Here is an 18,767-nt window from a genome sequence, read left to right as displayed (position 1 = left end):
CGGCAGCAGCCCCGCGATGGCCCGCAGCAGCGTCGACTTCCCCGAACCGTTCGAACCGATCAGACCGATCGCCTCACCCCGGTACGCCGTGAAGGTCACCCCCCGCACCGCGTGCACCTTGCGCACGCCGGGCGATTCGCCGCCGCGCTTGACGATGCGGCTCAGCGCCGCGGTGGCGCTGCCCTTGCCCGTCCTGGCGCCGTTGACGCGGTAGACGATGTGCAGCTCGTCCGCGATGACGGTCGGGATCTGTGCGCCCGTCTCCAGCTCAGCCACGGCCGTACCGCTCCTCCGCCTTCCAGAAGTACACGAAGCCGCCGATGGCGACGAGCACGGCCCAGCCGAGTGCGACGGCCCAGACGTGCGGCGGCAGGTTCTCCGAGCCGTACCCGTCGATCAGCGCGAACCGCATGAGGTCCATGTAGATGGCGGCCGGGTTCCACTGCAGGACGTCGGCGATCCACGCCGGCTTGTCCTCGAGCATGAGCGGGATCGAGAACATGACGCCCGACGCGTACATCCAGGTGCGCATGACGAACGGCATGAGCTGGGCCAGGTCAGGGGTCTTGGACCCCATACGGGCCATGACCATCGCGAGGCCCATGTTGAAGAGGAACTGCAGCGCCAGGACCGGGAGGATCAGCAGCCACGACATGGCGGGATAGCTGCCGAAGGCCACCGCGACGACGACCAGCACGATCATCGAGAACAGCAGCTGCTGGAGCTGTTGCAGGGCGAACGAGATCGGCAGCGAGGCACGCGGGAAGTGCAGCGCGCGGACCAGCCCGAGGTTGCCCGAGATCGCGCGGACGCCGGCCATCACCGAGCTCTGGGTGAAGGTGAAGACGAAGACACCCGTGACCAGGAACGGAATGTAGACGTTCATCGACATGCCGCGGTCGGCCTCGAGGATCAGGCCGAAGATCAAGAAGTAGACGAGGGCGTTCAGCAGCGGGGTCGCCACCTGCCACAGCTGGCCGAGCTTCGCCTGGCTGTACTGGGCCGTGAGCTTCGCCTGCGAGAAGGCCAGGATGAAGTGGCGGCGTCCCCAGAGCTGGCGCACGTACGCACCGAGCGATGGGCGGGCACCGCTCACGGACAGCCCGTACTTGTCCGCCAGCTCCGCCGGGGACAGACCCTCGTCAGGGGATGGCGGGGCGCTCATCGCGACCGCACCGTCATGCGTTGTCTCACTCACTAATGGAAACTCTCGTCTTCACATTGCGCAGCCGGATCGGGCATGGGCAGGCTCGGCGAGGTGCAGCCGGTCCCGCTGTACGACCGATGCTCTCAGACACGAAGCTTGTCAGATGACCGGAGGTCGGCCCAGTCGGGTCAGCCGCCACACCGTACGCCACCGCATGGGGCGACGCGGTCCGCACGGGGTCGTCCACCCCTCCTTGAAGCCGCTCAGCCAGGCCCGCAGTGCCGGCCGCGAGGGCCGCCGCGCCAGCGTGAGCAGCAGCCACACGCCGAGGTAGACCGGGACCAGGAGGGCCGGCAGATTGCGGCGGGCGAGCCAGACCCGGTTCCTGGCGACCATACGGTGGTAGACGGCGTGACGGCTCGGAGCAGTGGTGGGGTGGTACAGCACCATGTCCGAGCGGTAGTCGATCATCCAGCCCGCGTTCAGCGCCCGCCAGGCGAGGTCGGTCTCCTCATGGGCGTAGAAGAAGTCGTCCGGCAATCCGCCGACCTGCTGGAAGACGGCCGTACGGGCCGCGTTCGCGCCACCCAGGAAGGTGGTGACGCGCGAGGAGCGCATCGGATCGGACGCCCGCAGCCGCGGCACATGGCGGCGCTGGGTCTCGCCCGTGTCCGGGTCGGCGATCCGGAAGCTGATGATGCCCAGTTCGGGATCGGCTCCGAACGCGCGGCGGCACAGCTCGGCGGTGTCCGAGTTCGGCAGCAGACCGTCGTCGTCCAGGAAGAGCAGGGCGTCGACGTCGCGGCCGCCCGGGCCGAAGGCCTCGATGCCGACGTTGCGCCCGGCCGGGATGCCGACGTTCTCGGGCAGCTCCACCGTCCGTACGCCTTCGGGCAGTTCGGGCAGCGGGGAGCCGTTGCCGACCACGACGACCTCGACGCGGTCGCCCTCCTGCTTGGCGACCGAGTCCAGGAGGGAACGCAGCTCCTCGGGGCGGTTGCCCATGGTCAGGACAACCGCTCCGAGCTTCATACCGGCCCCGCTCATCGCAGCCTGCTCGAGACGAGGATGGATACGAGGTGCAGCACCGTCTGCAGGATCGCGATGCCGGCGAGCACGGCGACGCCCAGGCGCGAGAAGAACAGATCGCCCCGCACCGAGTCGAGGATCGCCAGGACCAGGATCAGCAGCGACGCCTCGACGCCGAGCACCAGCCGGTGGAACTTCAGCGCCGCGGCGGCCTTGCGGGCCAGCGCCATGCCCGAGGAGCGCGGCTCGGACGCCGCCTCCTTGACCGGCGGCAGCCCGCCCTGATGCCGGGCGACGCCGACGAGGTCGGTCTCCGCCTTGATCAGGATGGCGCCGAGGGCGGCGAGGGTGCCGAGGAAGGCCCACAGCCAGTCGATCCGCCCGGAGCCCCACAGGTCGGCGGCGCGCAGGCCGAAGCCGACCAGCACCGCGGCGTCGCACAGGTAGGCGCCGACCCGGTCCAGGTAGACCCCGCCGAGCGAGAACTGCTTCTTCCAGCGGGCGAGTTCGCCGTCGACGCAGTCGAGCAGCAGGTACAGCTGGACCATCACCACACCGAGGACGGCGCCCGGGATGCCCGGCACCAGAAGGGCCGGGGCAGCCAGGACACCGGCAACGGTCATCAGATAGGTGAGCTGGTTCGGCGTGACCCGCGTGTTCACCAGGTGCCGGTCCAGACGCAGCGAGACCTCGCGCATGTACAGGCGTCCGGCCCAGTGCTCACCGCTGCGCCGGTCCTTCACACCCTCGGGGTGAACGACCGGACGCAGTTCAGCTAGCGATGGCTTTGGCATAGTCGGCGTATGCGTCCCTGATCTGGTCGGCGGACAGGTCCAGGTGCTCGAGGATCGTGTAGCGCCCGGGGCGGGTCTGCGGTGCGTACTCCACCACCTGCACGAACTCGTCCAGGGTGAAGCCGATGTCCTCCGGCAGCACCGGCAGGCCGTGCCGCCGCAGTACCTCCGCCATCAGGCCCGAGTCCTCGTGCGCGCCGCGCAGATGCATCGCGAACGCCGCCGCCAGCCCGCACTGCTCGCCGTGGCTCGCCGCGCGCTTGGGGAAGAGCAGGTCGAAGGCGTGGTTGATCTCGTGGCAGGCGCCGGAGGCCGGGCGGCTGTCGCCGGCCACCGACATGGAGATGCCGGTGAGGACCAGACCTTCGGCGAGGACCGTCAGGAAACCGTCGTCGCCGACACCGCCGGGGTGGCGGAGCACGGCCTCGCCGGCCTGACGGGCCATGGCCGCGGCCAGACCGTCGATCTGCTCGCCCGTCTCGCGGTTGGCGAGCTCCCAGTCCGCGACGGCGGAGATGTTCGACAGCGCGTCACCGATGCCGGACCGGACGAAGCGGACCGGCGCCTCACGGATGATGTCGAGGTCGATGACGACGGCGATCGGGTTCGGGACGCCGTACGAGCCTCGGCCCGCGTCGTTGTCCAGGGTCGCGACCGGGGAGCACAGACCGTCGTGCGAGAGGTTCGTCGCGACGGCGACGAGCGGCAGCCCGATACGCGCGGCGGCGAACTTCGCACAGTCGATGATCTTGCCGCCGCCCAGGCCCACGACCGCGTCGTAGTGACCGGACTTCATCGCGTCGGCGAGCTTGATCGCGTCGTCGAGCGTCCCGCCGCCCACCTCGTACCAGGTCGCGCCGGGCAGCGCGGGGGCGATGCGCTCGCGCAGTGCGGCGCCCGAGCCCCCGCTGATCGCTATGGCGAGCTTCCCGGAGGCGGAGATCCGCTGGTCGGCGAGGACCCCCGCGAGATCGTCGATCGCTCCGGCGCGGATGTCGACGACCAGCGGCGAGGGGATGAGTCGGGTCAGTACAGGCACGCGATCTCCCGGCCCTTGGCGAGGTCGTCGTGGTTGTCGATCTCGACCCACTTGACGTCGCCGATCGGCGCGATGTCGATCGCGAAGCCGCGGTTGACCAGCTCCTGGTAGCCGTCCTCGTAGTAGAGGTCGGGGTCGCGCTCGAAGGTGGTCTTCAGCGCGTCGGCCAGCTCGGCGGCGGCCTCGGGCTCGATGAGGGTGACGCCGATGTACTCACCGGTGGCCTCGGCCGGGTCCATCAGCTTGGTGATCCGCCGGACGCCCTTGGCCGGGTCGACGACGACCTTCATCTCCTCGTCGGCGAGCTGCTTCACCGTGTCCAGGGCGAGGATGATCTTCTGGCCTTGGCCGCGGGCGGCGAGCAGGGTCTTCTCGACGGAGACCGGGTGCACGGTGTCGCCGTTGGCGAGGATCACACCCTCCTTGAGGGCGTCACGGGCGCACCACAGGGAGTAGGCGTTGTTCCACTCCTCGGCCTTGTCGTTGTCGATCAGGGTGAGCTTGACCCCGTACTTCTGCTCCAGGGCCTCCTTGCGCTCGTACACGGCCTCCTTGCGGTAGCCGACGACGATCGCCACATCGGTCAGGCCCACCTCGGCGAAGTTGGCGAGCGTCAGGTCGAGGACGGTGGTGTCGCCGTCGACCGGCACCAGGGCCTTGGGCAGGGTGTCGGTGTAAGGGCGCAGACGCCGTCCGGCGCCTGCTGCCAGCACGAGGCCGATCATGCGGGTTCTCCTGTTTCGTCGTGTACTGCGGGTGCTCGGGAAGAGACCCAGAAACGGATGCTCTCGGTGAGCACCGCCAGCGCCAGGACTGCGGCAAGAGCCGCCAGCGCAATGGTGAAAGCTGTGCCGTGCAGGAAGGCGGCGACGATCGCGATCGCCAGCACGCGTCCCTCGTGCCCCCCGATCGCCCACACCAGCAGGCGCGGGGGCGCACCGGTGCCGCCGCGGATGCGGTACACGGTGTCGTAGTGATGGTAGGCGACGGCGGCCACCAGCCCGTAGGCCGCCGGCAAGGCTCCGTTCACATCGGCCCGGATCGCGACGATCATGACGAGGCCGTACTCGGCGACGCGGAAGATCGGCGGCACCAGCCAGTCCAGGGGGCCCTTCAGCGGATGCGTGAGGGCCCGGCCGGAGCAGCGGGCGTAGAGCAGCAGGGCGACCACCGGCAGGGACCAGGCGCCGAAGGGCGGGTCGAACGCCACCACGAGCAGCGCGACCGTACCCAGGGCGGCCCAGACCGGAGCGAGGTACGCCGAGGGCCGCGTCCCCCGGAGGACGGCGACCGAGGACAGGTCGGCCAGCGGGCCGGAGTCGGCGAGTTCGCGCAGGGCCTCGGCGGCGCGGTCGGTCCGGTGCGCCTGGCGGGTCAGGGAGCGGAGAACGCGGCCGGCGGTGGTGTAGAGGGCGGCGAGGGCGCAGCCGACGAGCAGCGCGTAGAAGACGATGCGGGGCGTGGTCAGGGCCGTGAGGACAGCGATCATCGCCCAGCGCTCACCGATGGGCAGGACGATCATCCTGCGGAGCCAGACGGTCCAGCCGACGCTGTCCAGCCGGTCCGAAAGGGACGCTGTGGGGCTGGTGTTGGCGGTGGCGTCGTGGTTGGCCTCGGTGAACGAGAAGTCGACGATGTGGCGGACCGTCTGGAGCACCATCGCGCCGAGGGCGAGCGCCCACACGTCGTCACCGCCGCGGGCCGCGCCGATCGCGAGGCCCGCGTAGTAGGCGTACTCCTTGGCGCGGTCGAAGGTGGCGTCGAGCCAGGCGCCAAGCGTGGAGTACTGCAGGGAGTAGCGGGCGAGCTGTCCGTCGGCGCAGTCGAGGACGAAGGAGGCGATGAGGAGCACACCGGCGGCGACGTAGCCGGAGCGCGTGCCGGTGGCCGCGCAGCCGGCGGCGATCAGCGCGGTGAGGAGGGAGGCGGTCGTGACCTGGTTGGGGGTCAGACCGCGGCGGGCGCACCAGCGGGCGATGTAGCGGGAGTACGGGCTGATGCAGTAGGTCGTGAAGAAGCCGTCGCGGGCCTTCACCGCGGTCCGCAGCCGCACCTTCTCGTCGTCGACGGCGTCGACGGCCGCGCGGGCGGCGGTGCGCTCCTCCTCACCGGCGGGCACGGTGGCGACGAGGACACCGAGCTCGGGCCGGTGGACGGCGACGTCCGCGGCGCCGAGGGCGGCGGAGAGCCGGTCCGGCAGGCTGTCGGCGGCGGCGGGCTCGGCGAGCGAGACGCGCTCGGAAGCGGCGGATTCGGCGGCGGGGACGGCGGAGTCGACGGGGACCGTCGCGGGAGCCGGGGACGCTGTCGCGGCGAGCGCCCGCAGGAGGTCCGGGCGGGCCTCCGCCTGCGCCGTGACCACGCCGGGTGCGGCGGCGGCCGGGAAGCGCGGGTCCGTGAGGGCCAGCCGCAGAGCGTGGGTGTGGGCGACCGTACGGGGATCCACCAGCGCGACCCGCTCGGCCGCGGGGAGTGAGCCCACGAGCCCTGCCAGGTCGGCGTCGGCCCCCGCTTCGACGACGTCGAAGCCCAGCGACCGCAGGTCGCTCTCGAGCTGCGATCCGGCGACCGGCTGACCGGTGAGGATTGCGGTCGACAGTCGAACTCACTCCTTGGAAATCTGACATGGCCGCGCCGGGACGTGGGAGGTCCGGGCAGCGGTCGTGGCACACCCCGGCCCCGTGACCAGGCGGCGGCACGTCGGCAGAGGCTATCGGATCCTCGGAAGCGACCGTTCATTGGCCGTTTACGCCCTGATAAGGCCGCACAGGTTGCGAGAGACGACCGACTGGCTCCGCCTCTGAGCATCATGGTCGATCATGCGGTCCTGCGACAAACGGCGGCAGGAAGCGCCCACATCGCCGCAAATCACCGCCCGGAGCCCAGGCCGCCCGCCATGACGTGGCCGATCACCGCAGGAGCCGGATACGTCGGTACCCCGGTGGTGCGCGCGATGACCGGCTTCCCGGGCGCGTGACGACCCGCACCCGGGAAGCCGGTCGTCGCGCTCGAGACCTCCCGGCCGGGGGCGGCGGCCCGCGCGGCCGCCCGACGGCGTCCCGCTCGTCCGCGGCAGTGTCCCGGACCGCGAGCTGCCCGACCGGACGAGCGCCGGACGCGGGGTCCTGCGAGTCGCCCCCCGTCACACGCTTCGCCCTCTCCCCGTCGGCCGCACCGCCCGCGGCGTGCCCGCCACCCGGCTCGCCACCGAGGGAGTCGAGCGGGCCGGGCGCGCGCCGGGCCGGAACGCGCGGCACCCGGTCCGCGGCATGGTCGAGCCGGTGCGGCGGGGCTGGTGCCAGCACGTTTTGAGAGAGCCCAAAACGCCAGGTCAGAGCACATGACAACGGTGTTCAGCGTCGTGTTGCTCCTGCCCTTCGCGCGTAGTTCACTGTGATCCCGTCGGCACCGCCGACCGTTGCCGTCGCGGCATCCGCAGCGACGTCCCGACCGATCCTGGAGGCACGCGTCATGGGGGCAGGGCACGACCACGGACCCGCGTACGGCCTGGCGCCGGGCGCGGACCGCACCGCGGCCGCCGAGCATCGCGTACGGCTGCGCATCGCCCTGTGCCTGACCGTCACCGTGCTCGTCACGCAGATCGTCGGCGGGTTCCTCACCGGCTCGCTGGCGCTGCTCGCCGACGCGGGCCACATGGCGACCGACGCCGTCGGGCTGGTGATGGCGCTGCTGGCCATCCACTTCGCCAACCGTCCGCCGAGCGAGCGCCGCACCTTCGGGTACGCGCGAGCCGAGATCCTCGCCGCGGTCGCCAACTGCCTTCTGCTGTTCGGGGTCGGCGGCTTCATCCTCTACGAGTCGATCGAGCGGCTGCTGCAGCCGCCGGAGGTCAACAGCGGGCTGACCATCGTCTTCGGCGCCGTCGGCCTGGTCGCCAACTGCGTCTCGCTCGCCCTGCTGATGCGCGGCCAGAAGGCCAGTCTCAATGTGCGCGGTGCCTTCCTGGAGGTCATGTCCGACGCCCTGGGCTCGCTCGCGGTGATCGTCTCGGCGGTCCTGGTCATGGCCACCGGCTTCCGCCAGGCCGACCCCATCGCCTCCATCGCCATCGGACTGATGATCGTGCCCCGCGCCTGGCGGCTGCTGCGCGAGGCCCTGGACGTCCTGCTGGAGGCGGCGCCGAAGGACGTCGACATGGCGCAGGTGCGGTCGCACATCGTGGCGCTGCCCGGCGTCGAGGACCTGCACGACCTCCATGTGTGGACCATCACCTCGGGCCTCCCCGTACTCTCCGCGCATGTGGTCGTACGGGAGGACGTCCTGGACTCGGTGGGCAACGAGAAGATGCTCCATGCGCTGCAGGGCTGCCTCGGCCGCCACTTCGACGTCGAGCACTGCACGTTCCAGCTCGAACCCGTCGGTCACGCCGAGCACGAGGCCGGGCTGTGCCACTGAACCAGGAACCGCCCCGGCCGCGTCACTGAATCGGCTTACGCGCCCCGCGCGGGCGCGCCGCCTATCAGGCTGACATGCGGGCCGATCCGCACGGCCCTGCCCGTTTTGTACGGCAGACTTTGAACTCTGCAGCCCGACCCAAGGATGGCCATGCCGACCACACCCGCCACCGCCGCCCACGCCTCGCAGAACGGCGCCGCGACGCCGATCATGCTCGAACTGGTCGATGAGAACGGCACGACGATCGGGACCGCGGAGAAGCTCTCCGCCCATGTGCCGCCGGGCAAACTGCACCGGGCCTTCTCCGTCTTCCTCTTCGACACCTCGGGACGGCTGCTGCTCCAGCAGCGCGCCCTGGGCAAGTACCACTCCCCCGGTGTCTGGTCGAACACCTGCTGCGGCCACCCGTACCCGGGCGAGGCGCCGTTCGCGGCGGCGGCCCGGCGTACGGCGGAGGAGCTCGGGGTCTCGCCGTCGCTGATGGGCGAGGCGGGCACGGTGCGGTACAACCACCCCGACCCGGCCTCGGGGCTGGTGGAGCAGGAGTTCAACCATCTGTTCGTGGGGCTGGTGCGGGACGAGCCGCGGCCGGATCCGGACGAGGTCGGCTCAACGGTCTTCGTGACGGCGGCCGAGCTGACGCGGATGCACGAGGAGCGGCCGTTCTCGGCCTGGTTCATGACGGTGCTCGACGCGGCGCGCCCCGCGATCCGGGAGCTGACGGGGACCACGGCGGGCTGGTAGAGCGGGCGGGCCGGAGGCCGGTCGCGACGTCGCCCCCGGCGGGCGACCGGCCCCTGCCCCGGATCAGGGGGCAGGGTCTTCGCGGGGGGGGCGAGGGACGAGGGGCGAGGTTCTCCGAGGGCTCGGAGTGAGGGGCAGGGCTCTTCGAGGGCTCAGAGAGCAAGGGGCAGGGCGGCCCAGATGACCTTGCCGCCGCCCGCGGTCGGTTCGACGTCACAGACCCCGCCCGCCTCGGCGGTGATCGCCTTCACCAGCAGCAGCCCCCGCCCGCCCGTCTGCCCTTCCTCCGCCACCAGCGCCTTCGGGCGGTACGGGTGGTTGTCCTCGACCGCCACCCGCACCCATCCGTCGCGGACGGAGATCTCCACCGCGACGCTGGGCGAGAGCACAGCCGCGTGCCGTACGGCATTGGTCACCAACTCCGAAACGATCAGCAACAGGCCGTGGAGGACGTCGTCCTGGAGCGGTACGCGCCGGCTGCGCAGCAGATCGCGCACGCCGCGGCGCGCCTGCGGAACCGCGGAGTCGTGGGCCGGTGCCGTGAAGCGCCAGACGCCCTCGTAGGGCGGGCGGGAGGGGAACCCGTCCGCGAGGGGCGCCTCGGTGACGCCGGTCGCCGCGGTGGCTGCGGCCACCGCCGGCCCCGGTACCCCGGCATGGGCAACGGCGTGCCCCCGGACCACGGTGTGCCCCGGGGCCGCGGCCGCCGGTACTGCCGACTGCCCCGGCACCATGGCCTGTTCCGCGGCCATGGACGCTCCCGGGTCGGCCTGCCTGCCGCCGTGCATCTCCATGTCCCGCACCTCCTCTCCGCTCTCGGCTGCGCACGACGAACCGCCGGACAAAAGCCGCGCCCCCTGCCGTCGCATCGCATTGTCCCCACGACAGGACGGCGGAGACCTCCTCACACGTCGAAGTGTTGGGAATACATTGGTCCGTACCGGTCTGGTGGCCGGAAGCCATCAGGTATCGACGGAGTATCGGCGGATTCTGACCATCTGCGCATGAAGGCAGTAGTTGTACGACTGGTCCTGCCCACCTGGCCTCCGTCGTCCCCGACCCGCCCGGATAGCATCCGGCCATGGAGCCAGGACTGCAGGTGAGCACCGCCGACGGTGTCGCGACCGTCGTCATGCACAACCCCGCCAAGCGGAACGTCATGACCACCGCCATGTGGCGCGCGTTCCCGGGTCTCCTGGACCACCTGGAGGCCGACCCCGCCGTACGCGTGCTGGTGCTGACCGGAGCCGGGGACACCTTCTGCGCGGGCGCGGACATCGGCTCGCTCAGGGAGTCGCCGACGGAGTCGCAGGGACTCGCGGTCGCCGCGGAGGAGGCGCTGGCCGCCTTCCCCAAGCCGACCCTCGCTGCCGTCCGCGGCTACTGCGTGGGCGGCGGCTGCCAGCTCGCGGCCGCCTGCGACCTGCGGTTCGCCGCCGAGGGCTCCGCCTTCGGGATCACTCCCGCCAAGCTCGGCATCGTCTACCCCGCCCCGTCCACGCGCCGGCTCGCCTCGCTCGTCGGCCCGGCCACCGCCAAGTACCTGCTGTTCTCGGCGGAGTTGATCGACGCCGACCGCGCACTGCGCACCGGTCTGGTGGACGAGGTGCTGCCCGCGGACTGCCTGGACAAGCGCGTGGCCGAGTTCACCGGGATCCTCACCTCGCGGTCGCTGCTCACACAGGCCGCGGCCAAGGAGTTCGCGAGCGCGCCGGCGCTGCCCGAACGGGAGGAGCGCTGGTCGCGGCTGGCGCGGGAGAGCGGCGAGGCCGCCGAGGGCGTGGCCGCGTTCCTGGAGCGCCGGAGCCCGGACTTCACCTGGCGGGGCTGAGGCTCCCGGCCATGGGCCGGTCGCCCGCGAACGCCTGTGGTACGGCGGCGAGTTCGGCCGCGGGGCAGACGTCGCGGACGCCCGCGGACGGGCCCGGACCGGGGCGTTCGACAGGCCCGCCGCATGGATGGCACGGTGGAACGCGAACATCAACTGCGCCGGGCGGCCGATCCGTTGACGATCCCGGCGAGAGGCCGCACGTTCCGGCTGCGCATCGGACGAGCCCGGCGCACAGTCACGGGGAAGGAACTTCAGATGAACGCACAGGAGAGCAGGACACGCCGCGGCACATGGAAGCGGCGGCTCGCGGTGGCGGCGAGCGGCACGGTCCTGGCCGGAGCGCTGCCGCTCCTCGTACCGGGCACCGCCCAGGCGTGGTCCTGGGACTGCCAGGAGTACCTGCGCGACAAGGGGTACAACGTGCCCGTCGGCGGCAATGCCGCGAAGGCGTGCACCATCGCCGACCACGGCGAGGGATCGCCCAACTCCCTCTCGATCTGCCTGTCCCGGCTCGAGGCGCTCGATGTCTCCAACTCGCACGGCAAGCGCGCCTGCCGCCTCGGGGCCGCTCGATAGGTCCCGGTAGGACGGGGTGAACCGGGTGGCGCACGCCGGCTACCGACGCTTCGGGCGCCGGAGCCACGTGCGCCACCCGGGCCCGTTACGAGCGGCCAGGCCCGCTTGCCGGCCGCCCGGCCTTTGCGAGCCGCCAGGACCGTTCGGCCGGCCGCCCGGCCGTCCGCGGCTTCCGGCCCGTCCACGGCTTGCGGTGGCCGCCTCCCGGTGACCGCGGCTCCCGGTTCAACCTTCGATGATGACGCGCTTGCGGGACCGGAGCAGGTCGACGACCTCCTGCGGCGCCTTCCCGGGCGCCCCCGCGTCGTAGGGCGGTTGAGGGTCGTACTCGATGCCGAGCTGGATCGCCTGGGCCGTCGCGTCGTCCGCGATGCGCCCGGCGAGCGCCAGACCCATGTCGATGCCGGAGGAGACCCCGGCCGCGCTCACGTACTTGCCGTCGAACACGACGCGCTCACCGGTCGGTTCGACCCCGAACCCGCGGAGTTCGTCGAGGGCCAGCCAGTGCGAGGTGGCGCGGCGCCCCTTGAGCAGTCCGGCCGCCGCCAGGATCAGGGAGCCGGTGCAGACGGACGTGGTCCAGGTGGTGGTGGCATCGACCGTGCGCAGCCAGGCGTGCAGCGGCCCGTCGTCCATCAGCGCGAACTGGCCCGGGCCGCCGGGGACGACGAGCACGTCCGGGCGGCTCACCTCGTCGAGCCCGGCATCCGCCACCAGGCTCAGCGAGCGGATGTCGTCGCGGACCGGACCGGTCCGCTCGGCGGTGAAGACGACCTCGGCGCCGGGGATCCGGCTGAGGACCTGGTACGGGCCGATGGCGTCGAGGGCGGTCAGACGGTCGTAGAGCAGGATGGCGATCTGCACGGGGCAGTCCTCTCGTTCGGTGGGTGGTGCGGTCGCGCGTACGGGATTCAGGCCGTCGGGCCGCCGGCCGCGGACATCTCCAACGGGCGGAAACGACAGCGGTATTCGGCCGGACCGGTGCCGAGAGCGCGCAGGAAGGCGCGGCGCATCGACTCGGGCGTGCCGTAGCCGCAGGCCCGGGAGATCTCCTCGACCCCGTCCGAGGTGTCCTCCAGCAGCCGCCGCGCGGCCTCCAGCCGCACCCGGTCCACGTACCGCCCGGGCGGGCAGCCCACTTCCGCCTGGAAGGCGCGGGCGAAGTGGCGCGGCGAGAGGCGCGCCCGCCGGGCCAGGGCCTCGACCGACAGATCGTCGCCGGGGTGCTCGGCGATCCACTGCTGCACGTCGCGCAGCGGTTCGCGCCGTGCGGTCTGGGTGGCGAGCTGGACGCTGAACTGCGTCTGGTTGCCGGGGCGGCGCAGGAACACCACGAGGTACCGGGCGATGAGCAGGGCGATGTCGCGTCCGACGTCCTCCTCGACGAGTGCCAGCGCGAGGTCGATGCCCGCCGTGACGCCGGCGGACGTGGCGGTGCTCCCGTCCCGGACGTAGATGGCGTCGGGGACGACCTCGACGGCCGGGAACCGCCGTGCCAGGTCGGCGCACCGCGACCAGTGGGTCGTGGCCCGCCGTCCGTCGAGCAGCCCCGCCTCGGCGAGGACGTACGCCCCGCTGCACACCGAGACCACGCGCTGGGCGTACGCGGCCGCTTCGCGCACCCGGTCGGTGAGGTGTGGGTCGATGGCGCGGGTGCCGTAGCCGCCGGGGACCAGCAGCGTGTGCGCGGCGGGGGCATCGGGGAGCGCGCAGTCGGGCGTGAGGAGGAGCCCGCTGGAGCTGCGGACGGGCGCGCCGTCCAGGGTGGCGGTCAGGACGCGGTACGCCGCACGGTCGCCGCCGCCGGGCACGGCGGCGCGCGACACCTCAGCACCGCGCACGGCGGCGTTGGCGTCGAGCACGGCAGGATCGCCCGGGTCGGCCGACGACAGCGCCGTCGCCGCACCGGTGAAGACCTCCAGAGGGCCGGTGACGTCGAGACTCTGCACGCCCTCGAAGAGAACGATCAGCACGGTGCGTTCGGACATGCCTCTCATCCTGGGCGCGCCCGCCGATGGCGGCAATGACGTATTCCCCACCTTTCCTGCCACGGGGATCCGGGCTGTCGCTGCCTCCGGTCCAGGGGCCTGCGCGTCCATGACGGCCCGCGGACCTCGCCCGTGCGGGGGCCCGCACCTCGCACGGGCAGGGCACCGCATCCGGCGCCGACAGAGCCCCGACGGGGGCGCGAGCCCGCGGCGGCGGGCGCTCTTCTGGCCGCCTCTACCTGCAGGTAGCGTGCGGTGCCATGACTACTCCGCTCCCCGCCCGCGTCGGCCGCCGCTGTCACAACGTCCTCAACCCGCTCCACTCGGCGATCTACTTCTCCGCCGACATGGCGCGGGAGATGACCTCCATAGGCCACGACGACCCGTCCGCCGCGTACTTCGCGGCGCGGGCCGCGGCCATGGGACCGGTGGGCCCGGGTGCGGTCACCGCCGCCTTCTACAACTTCAGCCACGACCTGGTGGCCCGGCACGTACCCGGGATCTGGAGCACCGCGTCGCCCCAGAAGACCCTCGACGCCCGCACACGCGGCGTCGACGCCACGCTGCGGCGGCTGCTCGGCGACGAGGCCGTCGCCTCCCCGGAGATGGCGGAGGCCGCGGAGCTGGCGATGCGCGCCGCGGAGGCCGGGAGCCGTCCGGCCCGGCCCCTGTACGCGGCCCACGCCGACCTGCCGGTGCCCGAGGAGCCGCACCTCGCCTTCTGGCACGCCGTGACCCTGCTGCGCGAACACCGCGGCGACGGCCACATCGCGGTGCTCGCCGGCGCCGAACTCGACGCCCTGGAGGCCATCGTCAGCCACAGCGCGACCGGCAAGGGCCAGCAGCCCAAGTGGCTGATGCGCACGCGCGGATGGACGACGGAGGACTGGTCCGCCGCGGAGGACCGGTTGCGCACGCGCGGACTCATGGACGCCGAGGGCGAGTTGACGGAGGACGGCACCGAGCTGCGCCGCCGGATCGAGGAGGACACCGACCGGCTCGACCGCGCACCGTACGAGCACCTGGGCGCGGCCGGGGTCGAGCGGCTGACGGAGCTGGCGGGCGGCTGGACCGGCACCGCCGTCGCCGCCGGGGCCTTCCCCTCCGACCTCCTCGGGAAGGGGTAGCGGGCAGCCGGTCCGGCCCGGGGCACGCCGCCACGCCCGTTCCCGCCCATCCCATCGTCACCTGCCACAATGCAGGCACCAGTGGCAACGACAAGGCGGAACGGGATCGTGACGACGTCGATTGAGGGCAGGATCGCCGAGGAGCTCGGCGTACGGGAGCGGCAGGTGAAGGCGGCCGTCGAGCTGCTCGACGGCGGGTCGACCGTGCCGTTCATCGCGCGCTACCGCAAGGAAGCCACCGAGATGCTCGACGACGCCCAGCTGCGGTCGCTCGAGGAACGGCTGCGCTATCTGCGGGAGCTGGAGGAGCGGCGTACCGCGATCCTGGAGTCGGTCGCTTCGCAGGGCAAGCTCGACGAGGAGCTGGAGGCCCGGATCCGGGCCGCGGACTCCAAGGCCCGGCTGGAGGACATCTACCTCCCCTTCAAGCCCAAGCGCCGTACGAAGGCCCAGATCGCGCGCGAGGCGGGCCTCGAGCCGCTCGCCGACGGGATCCTCTCCGACCCGTCGGTGGAGCCGCTCGCGGCCGCGGCCGCGTTCGTCGACGCGGACAAGGGTGTCGCGGACGCCCAGGCGGCGCTGGACGGCGCGCGTGCCGTCCTCACCGAGCGGTTCGGCGAGGACGCCGACCTGATCGGCGAGTTGCGCGAGCGCATGTGGGAGCGCGGGCGGCTGGCGGCGAAGGTGCGGGAGGGCAAGGAGGAGCCGGGCGCGAAGTTCGCCGACTACTTCGACTTCGCCGAGCCGTTCACCGAACTGCCCTCGCACCGCGTGCTGGCGATGTTCCGCGGCGAGAAGGAGGAGATCCTCGACCTCACCCTGGAGCCCGCAGGTCCGGGCGACGAGCCGGAGGACGGCCGTACCTCGTACGAGCAGGCCGTCGCCGCGCGCTTCGGCATCGCCGACCGCGGCCGCCCCGCCGACGCGTGGCTCTCCGACACGGTCCGCTGGGCCTGGCGCACGCGCGTCCTCGTGCACCTCGGGATCGACCTGCGCCTGCGGTTGCGGCAGGCCGCCGAGGACGAGGCGGTGCGCGTCTTCGCCGCGAACCTGCGCGATCTGCTGCTCGCCGCCCCCGCGGGCACACGCGCCACGATGGGCCTGGACCCGGGCTTCCGTACGGGCGTGAAGGTCGCGGTCGTGGACGCGACGGGCAAGGTGGCGGCCACCGACACGATCTACCCGCACGTACCGCAGCAGAAGTGGGACGAGGCGCTGGCCAGGCTCGCGAAGCTGGCCCAGGAGCACCGGGTCGACCTGATCGCCATCGGCAACGGCACCGCCTCCCGTGAGACGGACAAGCTGGCGGCCGATCTCATCGCGCGGCAGCCGGAGTTGAAGCTGACGAAGGTGATGGTCTCCGAGGCCGGGGCCTCGGTGTACTCCGCGTCGGCCTTCGCCTCCCAGGAACTGCCGGACCTGGACGTGTCGTTGCGGGGTGCGGTCTCGATCGCGCGCCGTCTGCAGGACCCGCTGGCCGAACTGGTCAAGATCGACCCGAAGTCGATCGGTGTCGGCCAGTACCAGCACGACCTGTCCGAGGTGAAGCTGTCCCGCTCGCTGGACGCGGTGGTCGAGGACTGCGTGAACGGCGTCGGCGTCGACGTCAACACCGCGTCCGCGCCGCTGCTGGCGCGCGTCTCCGGCATCGGCACGGGCCTGGCGGAGAACATCGTGTCGCACCGCGACACCAACGGCGCCTTCCGCGCCCGCAAGCAGCTCAAGGACGTGGCACGGCTCGGCCCGAAGGCGTACGAGCAGTGCGCGGGCTTCCTCCGTATCCGCGGCGGCGACGACCCGCTGGACGCGTCCAGCGTGCACCCGGAGGCGTACCCGGTGGTGCGGCGGATCGCGGGCACGACGGGCGGGGACGTGAAGACGCTCATCGGCAACACGTCCGTCCTGCGCGGGCTGAAGCCGGAGACCTTCGTCGACGAGTCCTTCGGCCTCCCGACGGTCACCGACATCCTGAAGGAGCTCGAGAAGCCGGGGCGCGACCCGCGGCCTGCCTTCAAGACCGCGACCTTCAAGGAGGGCGTGGAGAAGATCGGTGACCTCGCGGCCGGGATGATCCTGGAGGGAGTCGTCACCAACGTCGCCGCGTTCGGGGCGTTCGTGGACGTCGGCGTCCACCAGGACGGTCTGGTGCACGTCTCGGCGATGTCGAAGACGTTCGTCAAGGACCCGCGGGACGTGGTGAAGCCGGGCGACATCGTCCGCGTGAAGGTCCTCGACGTCGACATCCCGCGGAAGCGGATCTCGCTGACGCTGCGGCTGGACGACGAGTCGCCGGCCGGTGGCGGGCGGCAGGGCGGCGGACGCGGCGAAGGCCGTCAGGGCGGTCGCGGGGACGGCCGGCAGGGCGGCGGCGGACGCGGCGAGGGCGGTGGCGGACGCGGTGACGGCCGCCGCCAGGACCGGCCGCGCCGTGGCGCACCGCAGCAGCGCCAGGGCGGCAACCGCGGCGGGGCGCCGGCCAACGGCGCCATGGCCGACGCGCTGCGGCGCGCAGGGCTGCTGGGACCGGACGGCAAGTGAGGGACGGGCGGCGGGGGTTCGCGCCCCCGCCGCCCACCGCCGCACGCCCGCCGCCGCACGCCACACGCCCGCCGCCGCACGTCCGCCACCCGCGCTCGTCCGCCACACGCCGCACGCCCGCCGGCGTCCCGCGCTCATCCGAAGGATGTACCGGGATGCCGGGGAGGAATCCGACCTGACGTCGATCCGCCGGCCGGGGCCCGCGACCTAGCGTCGTGTCCTACAAGGCCCGATCTCCCGATGACGGAAGGCGGTCGCACCATGTCAGTGACCCCGGCAGGCGACATCGCACCACTCCTCGGCGAACTCGCCCGGATCGCCCGGCTCCCGCTGGAGCGCGGCGAGACACTGCCCGCGGCGTTCTACACCTCCCCAGCCGTCCACGATCTCGAGCGCGACCGCATCTTCCGCGGCGAGTGGCTGTGCGCGGGCCACGTCGACCAGGTCGCGTCGCCCGGCGACTATCTGCGGGTCGACCTGCTCGGCCGGCCGCTGCTCATCACCCGCGACGAGGACGGCGGACTCCACGCGCTGTCACGGGTGTGCCGGCACCGCTTCATGGACGTCCTGCCGCCGGAGACGGCGCCGGAGCGCGGCAACCTCAAGCGGCTCACCTGCCCGTACCACACGTGGACGTACAAGCTGAACGGCGAGTACGCGGGTCAGCTGCACGGCGCTCCGCTGATGAACAAGGTCGAATTCGACCGCTCCGCATGCCGGTTGCCGCGGCATCGGCTGGAGGTGTGGCAGGGCCTCATCATGGTGAACGCCGATCCGGACGCCGAGCCGCCGGCCCCGCAGCTGGCCAGGCTGGACGAACGCCTGGCACCGTACGGGCTCCAGGACCTGGTGGTGGCGTACACCGCGCGCTGGGACGGCGTTCCGGCGAACTGGAAGGTCGCCGTCGAGAACGGTGCGGAGAGCTACCACCACCTGGGCACGCACGCGGCCACGCTGGAGCCGGTGCTGCCCGGCAAGGACACGGTGCTGGACGCCTGCGAGGGCCGCTGGTTCACCGCGTTCATGCCGTTCGCGGACACCGCCGAGGAAGCGCTGGGCGCCGATGTGGCGGAGGCGCTGTGGGACCCGTCGGCCCTGATCCCGGGACTGGGTGAGGCGGAGCTGTCGGGGATGCTCATCGCGGGGGTCTTTCCGCAGCTGGTGATGGCGTTCCTCCCGACCTCGGTCACCTGCTTCCGCTGGCTGCCGACGGGCCCGGACACCCATGACGCGCTGGCCACCGTGCTCGTCCCGGCCGCCGCGAAGGAGTCGGCGGGGTTCGAGGAGTTCGTCGAGGTGTCGCGGGCGCAGCTGGAGCTGGTCCAGGAGGAGGACCTGTGCGCCATCCGCGGGGTGCAGCGCGGACTGGCCACCGACCCGGGCCCGTCGGGGGGCCGTTTCTCTCATCTGGAGCGCCCGCTCTGGCAGTTCCAGCGCTATCTGGCCGGGCGGTTGCTCGCGGAGCCCACCGAGCCCGCCGACGCCGCCGCCTGACCGCCGGTCCCGGCTCCCTCAGGACGAGGCCCGGCGCGAGGCAA

At 72.2% G+C, this 18,767-nt stretch carries 17 protein-coding genes; 7 read left to right on the top strand and 10 right to left on the bottom strand.

What is annotated here, in order from left to right; translation table 11 throughout:
• The 7 genes from ABZ822_RS27305 to ABZ822_RS27275 all read right to left on the bottom strand — a co-directional run.
• On the bottom strand, window positions 1–276 hold a 276-nt coding region (locus tag ABZ822_RS27305), incomplete at its 3' end, for an ATP-binding cassette domain-containing protein (RefSeq protein WP_360859722.1).
• Entirely contained in the window at window positions 269–1,198 is a 930-nt protein-coding gene (locus ABZ822_RS27300; protein ID WP_360859720.1) for an ABC transporter permease, read from the bottom strand. The genes ABZ822_RS27300 and ABZ822_RS27305, both read right to left, overlap by 8 nt.
• A 108-nt stretch (window positions 1,199–1,306) precedes the next feature.
• The gene (locus ABZ822_RS27295; protein ID WP_360859717.1) at window positions 1,307–2,194 is read right to left on the bottom strand and encodes a glycosyltransferase; all 888 of its coding nucleotides are present in this window, start codon (window positions 2,192–2,194) and stop codon (window positions 1,307–1,309) included.
• A complete protein-coding gene (locus ABZ822_RS27290) occupies window positions 2,191–2,970 on the bottom strand; it encodes a CDP-alcohol phosphatidyltransferase family protein (protein ID WP_360859714.1) in 780 nt (259 codons plus the stop codon). Before ABZ822_RS27290 ends, ABZ822_RS27295 begins: the two co-directional genes overlap by 4 nt.
• On the bottom strand, window positions 2,948–4,009 hold the full coding sequence (locus tag ABZ822_RS27285; protein WP_360859712.1) for an iron-containing alcohol dehydrogenase family protein: 1,062 nt from the start codon (window positions 4,007–4,009) through the stop codon (window positions 2,948–2,950). The genes ABZ822_RS27290 and ABZ822_RS27285 overlap by 23 nt, the downstream gene beginning before the upstream one ends.
• Window positions 3,997–4,734 (bottom strand): phosphocholine cytidylyltransferase family protein, encoded by a 738-nt coding sequence (locus ABZ822_RS27280; protein WP_360859709.1) that lies wholly within the window; start codon window positions 4,732–4,734, stop codon window positions 3,997–3,999. Before ABZ822_RS27280 ends, ABZ822_RS27285 begins: the two co-directional genes overlap by 13 nt.
• Window positions 4,731–6,608, bottom strand: a complete 1,878-nt coding sequence (locus tag ABZ822_RS27275; protein WP_360859739.1) for a DUF5941 domain-containing protein — start codon at window positions 6,606–6,608, stop codon at window positions 4,731–4,733. The genes ABZ822_RS27280 and ABZ822_RS27275 overlap by 4 nt, the downstream gene beginning before the upstream one ends.
• 872 nt (window positions 6,609–7,480) lie before the next feature.
• Here ABZ822_RS27275 and ABZ822_RS27270 point away from each other — a divergent pair.
• Together ABZ822_RS27270 and idi are read left to right on the top strand one after the other, a co-directional pair.
• Complete coding sequence (locus ABZ822_RS27270) at window positions 7,481–8,425, top strand: cation diffusion facilitator family transporter (RefSeq protein ID WP_360859706.1); 945 nt, start codon at window positions 7,481–7,483, stop codon at window positions 8,423–8,425.
• 150 nt (window positions 8,426–8,575) lie between these two features.
• The gene (gene idi / locus ABZ822_RS27265) at window positions 8,576–9,169 is read left to right on the top strand and encodes an isopentenyl-diphosphate Delta-isomerase (protein ID WP_360859703.1); all 594 of its coding nucleotides are present in this window, start codon (window positions 8,576–8,578) and stop codon (window positions 9,167–9,169) included.
• Between the two features lie 152 nt (window positions 9,170–9,321).
• Here the strand turns inward: idi and ABZ822_RS27260 are convergent, their stop codons facing one another.
• On the bottom strand, window positions 9,322–9,804 hold the full coding sequence (locus tag ABZ822_RS27260) for an ATP-binding protein (RefSeq protein WP_360859737.1): 483 nt from the start codon (window positions 9,802–9,804) through the stop codon (window positions 9,322–9,324).
• Between the two features lie 446 nt (window positions 9,805–10,250).
• Between ABZ822_RS27260 and ABZ822_RS27255 the strand changes: the two genes are divergently transcribed.
• Complete coding sequence (locus ABZ822_RS27255) at window positions 10,251–11,000, top strand: enoyl-CoA hydratase/isomerase family protein (protein WP_360859700.1); 750 nt, start codon at window positions 10,251–10,253, stop codon at window positions 10,998–11,000.
• A gap of 255 nt (window positions 11,001–11,255) precedes the next feature.
• Window positions 11,256–11,576 (top strand): hypothetical protein, encoded by a 321-nt coding sequence (locus ABZ822_RS27250; RefSeq protein WP_360859697.1) that lies wholly within the window; start codon window positions 11,256–11,258, stop codon window positions 11,574–11,576.
• Window positions 11,577–11,801: 225 nt separating this feature from the next.
• On the opposite strand, the gene ABZ822_RS27245 is transcribed toward ABZ822_RS27250, so the two are convergent.
• Together ABZ822_RS27245 and ABZ822_RS27240 are read right to left on the bottom strand one after the other, a co-directional pair.
• Window positions 11,802–12,440, bottom strand: coding sequence for a DJ-1/PfpI family protein (locus ABZ822_RS27245; RefSeq protein ID WP_360859694.1), 639 nt, complete (start codon window positions 12,438–12,440; stop codon window positions 11,802–11,804).
• Window positions 12,441–12,487: 47 nt separating this feature from the next.
• Window positions 12,488–13,564, bottom strand: a complete 1,077-nt coding sequence (locus ABZ822_RS27240) for a GlxA family transcriptional regulator (protein WP_360859691.1) — start codon at window positions 13,562–13,564, stop codon at window positions 12,488–12,490.
• A 260-nt stretch (window positions 13,565–13,824) separates the two neighbouring features.
• On the opposite strand from ABZ822_RS27240, the gene ABZ822_RS27235 reads away from it, so the two are divergent.
• The 3 genes from ABZ822_RS27235 to ABZ822_RS27225 all read left to right on the top strand — a co-directional run bounded on the left by ABZ822_RS27235 (window position 13,825) and on the right by ABZ822_RS27225 (window position 18,723).
• A complete protein-coding gene (locus ABZ822_RS27235; RefSeq protein ID WP_360859688.1) occupies window positions 13,825–14,691 on the top strand; it encodes a hypothetical protein in 867 nt (288 codons plus the stop codon).
• Between the two features lie 69 nt (window positions 14,692–14,760).
• The gene (locus ABZ822_RS27230; protein ID WP_360859685.1) at window positions 14,761–17,229 is read left to right on the top strand and encodes a Tex family protein; all 2,469 of its coding nucleotides are present in this window, start codon (window positions 14,761–14,763) and stop codon (window positions 17,227–17,229) included.
• Between the two features lie 261 nt (window positions 17,230–17,490).
• Entirely contained in the window at window positions 17,491–18,723 is a 1,233-nt protein-coding gene (locus ABZ822_RS27225; RefSeq protein ID WP_360859682.1) for an aromatic ring-hydroxylating dioxygenase subunit alpha, read from the top strand.
• The last annotated feature ends 44 nt before the right edge of the window (window positions 18,724–18,767 follow it).

The sequence above is a fragment of the Streptomyces sp. NPDC047108 genome, from assembly GCF_040643575.1.
Classification (GTDB): Bacteria; Actinomycetota; Actinomycetes; order Streptomycetales; family Streptomycetaceae; genus Streptomyces.
Note: the sequence above shows the minus strand (reverse complement) of the source record. Positions and strands in the feature narration are given on the sequence as shown.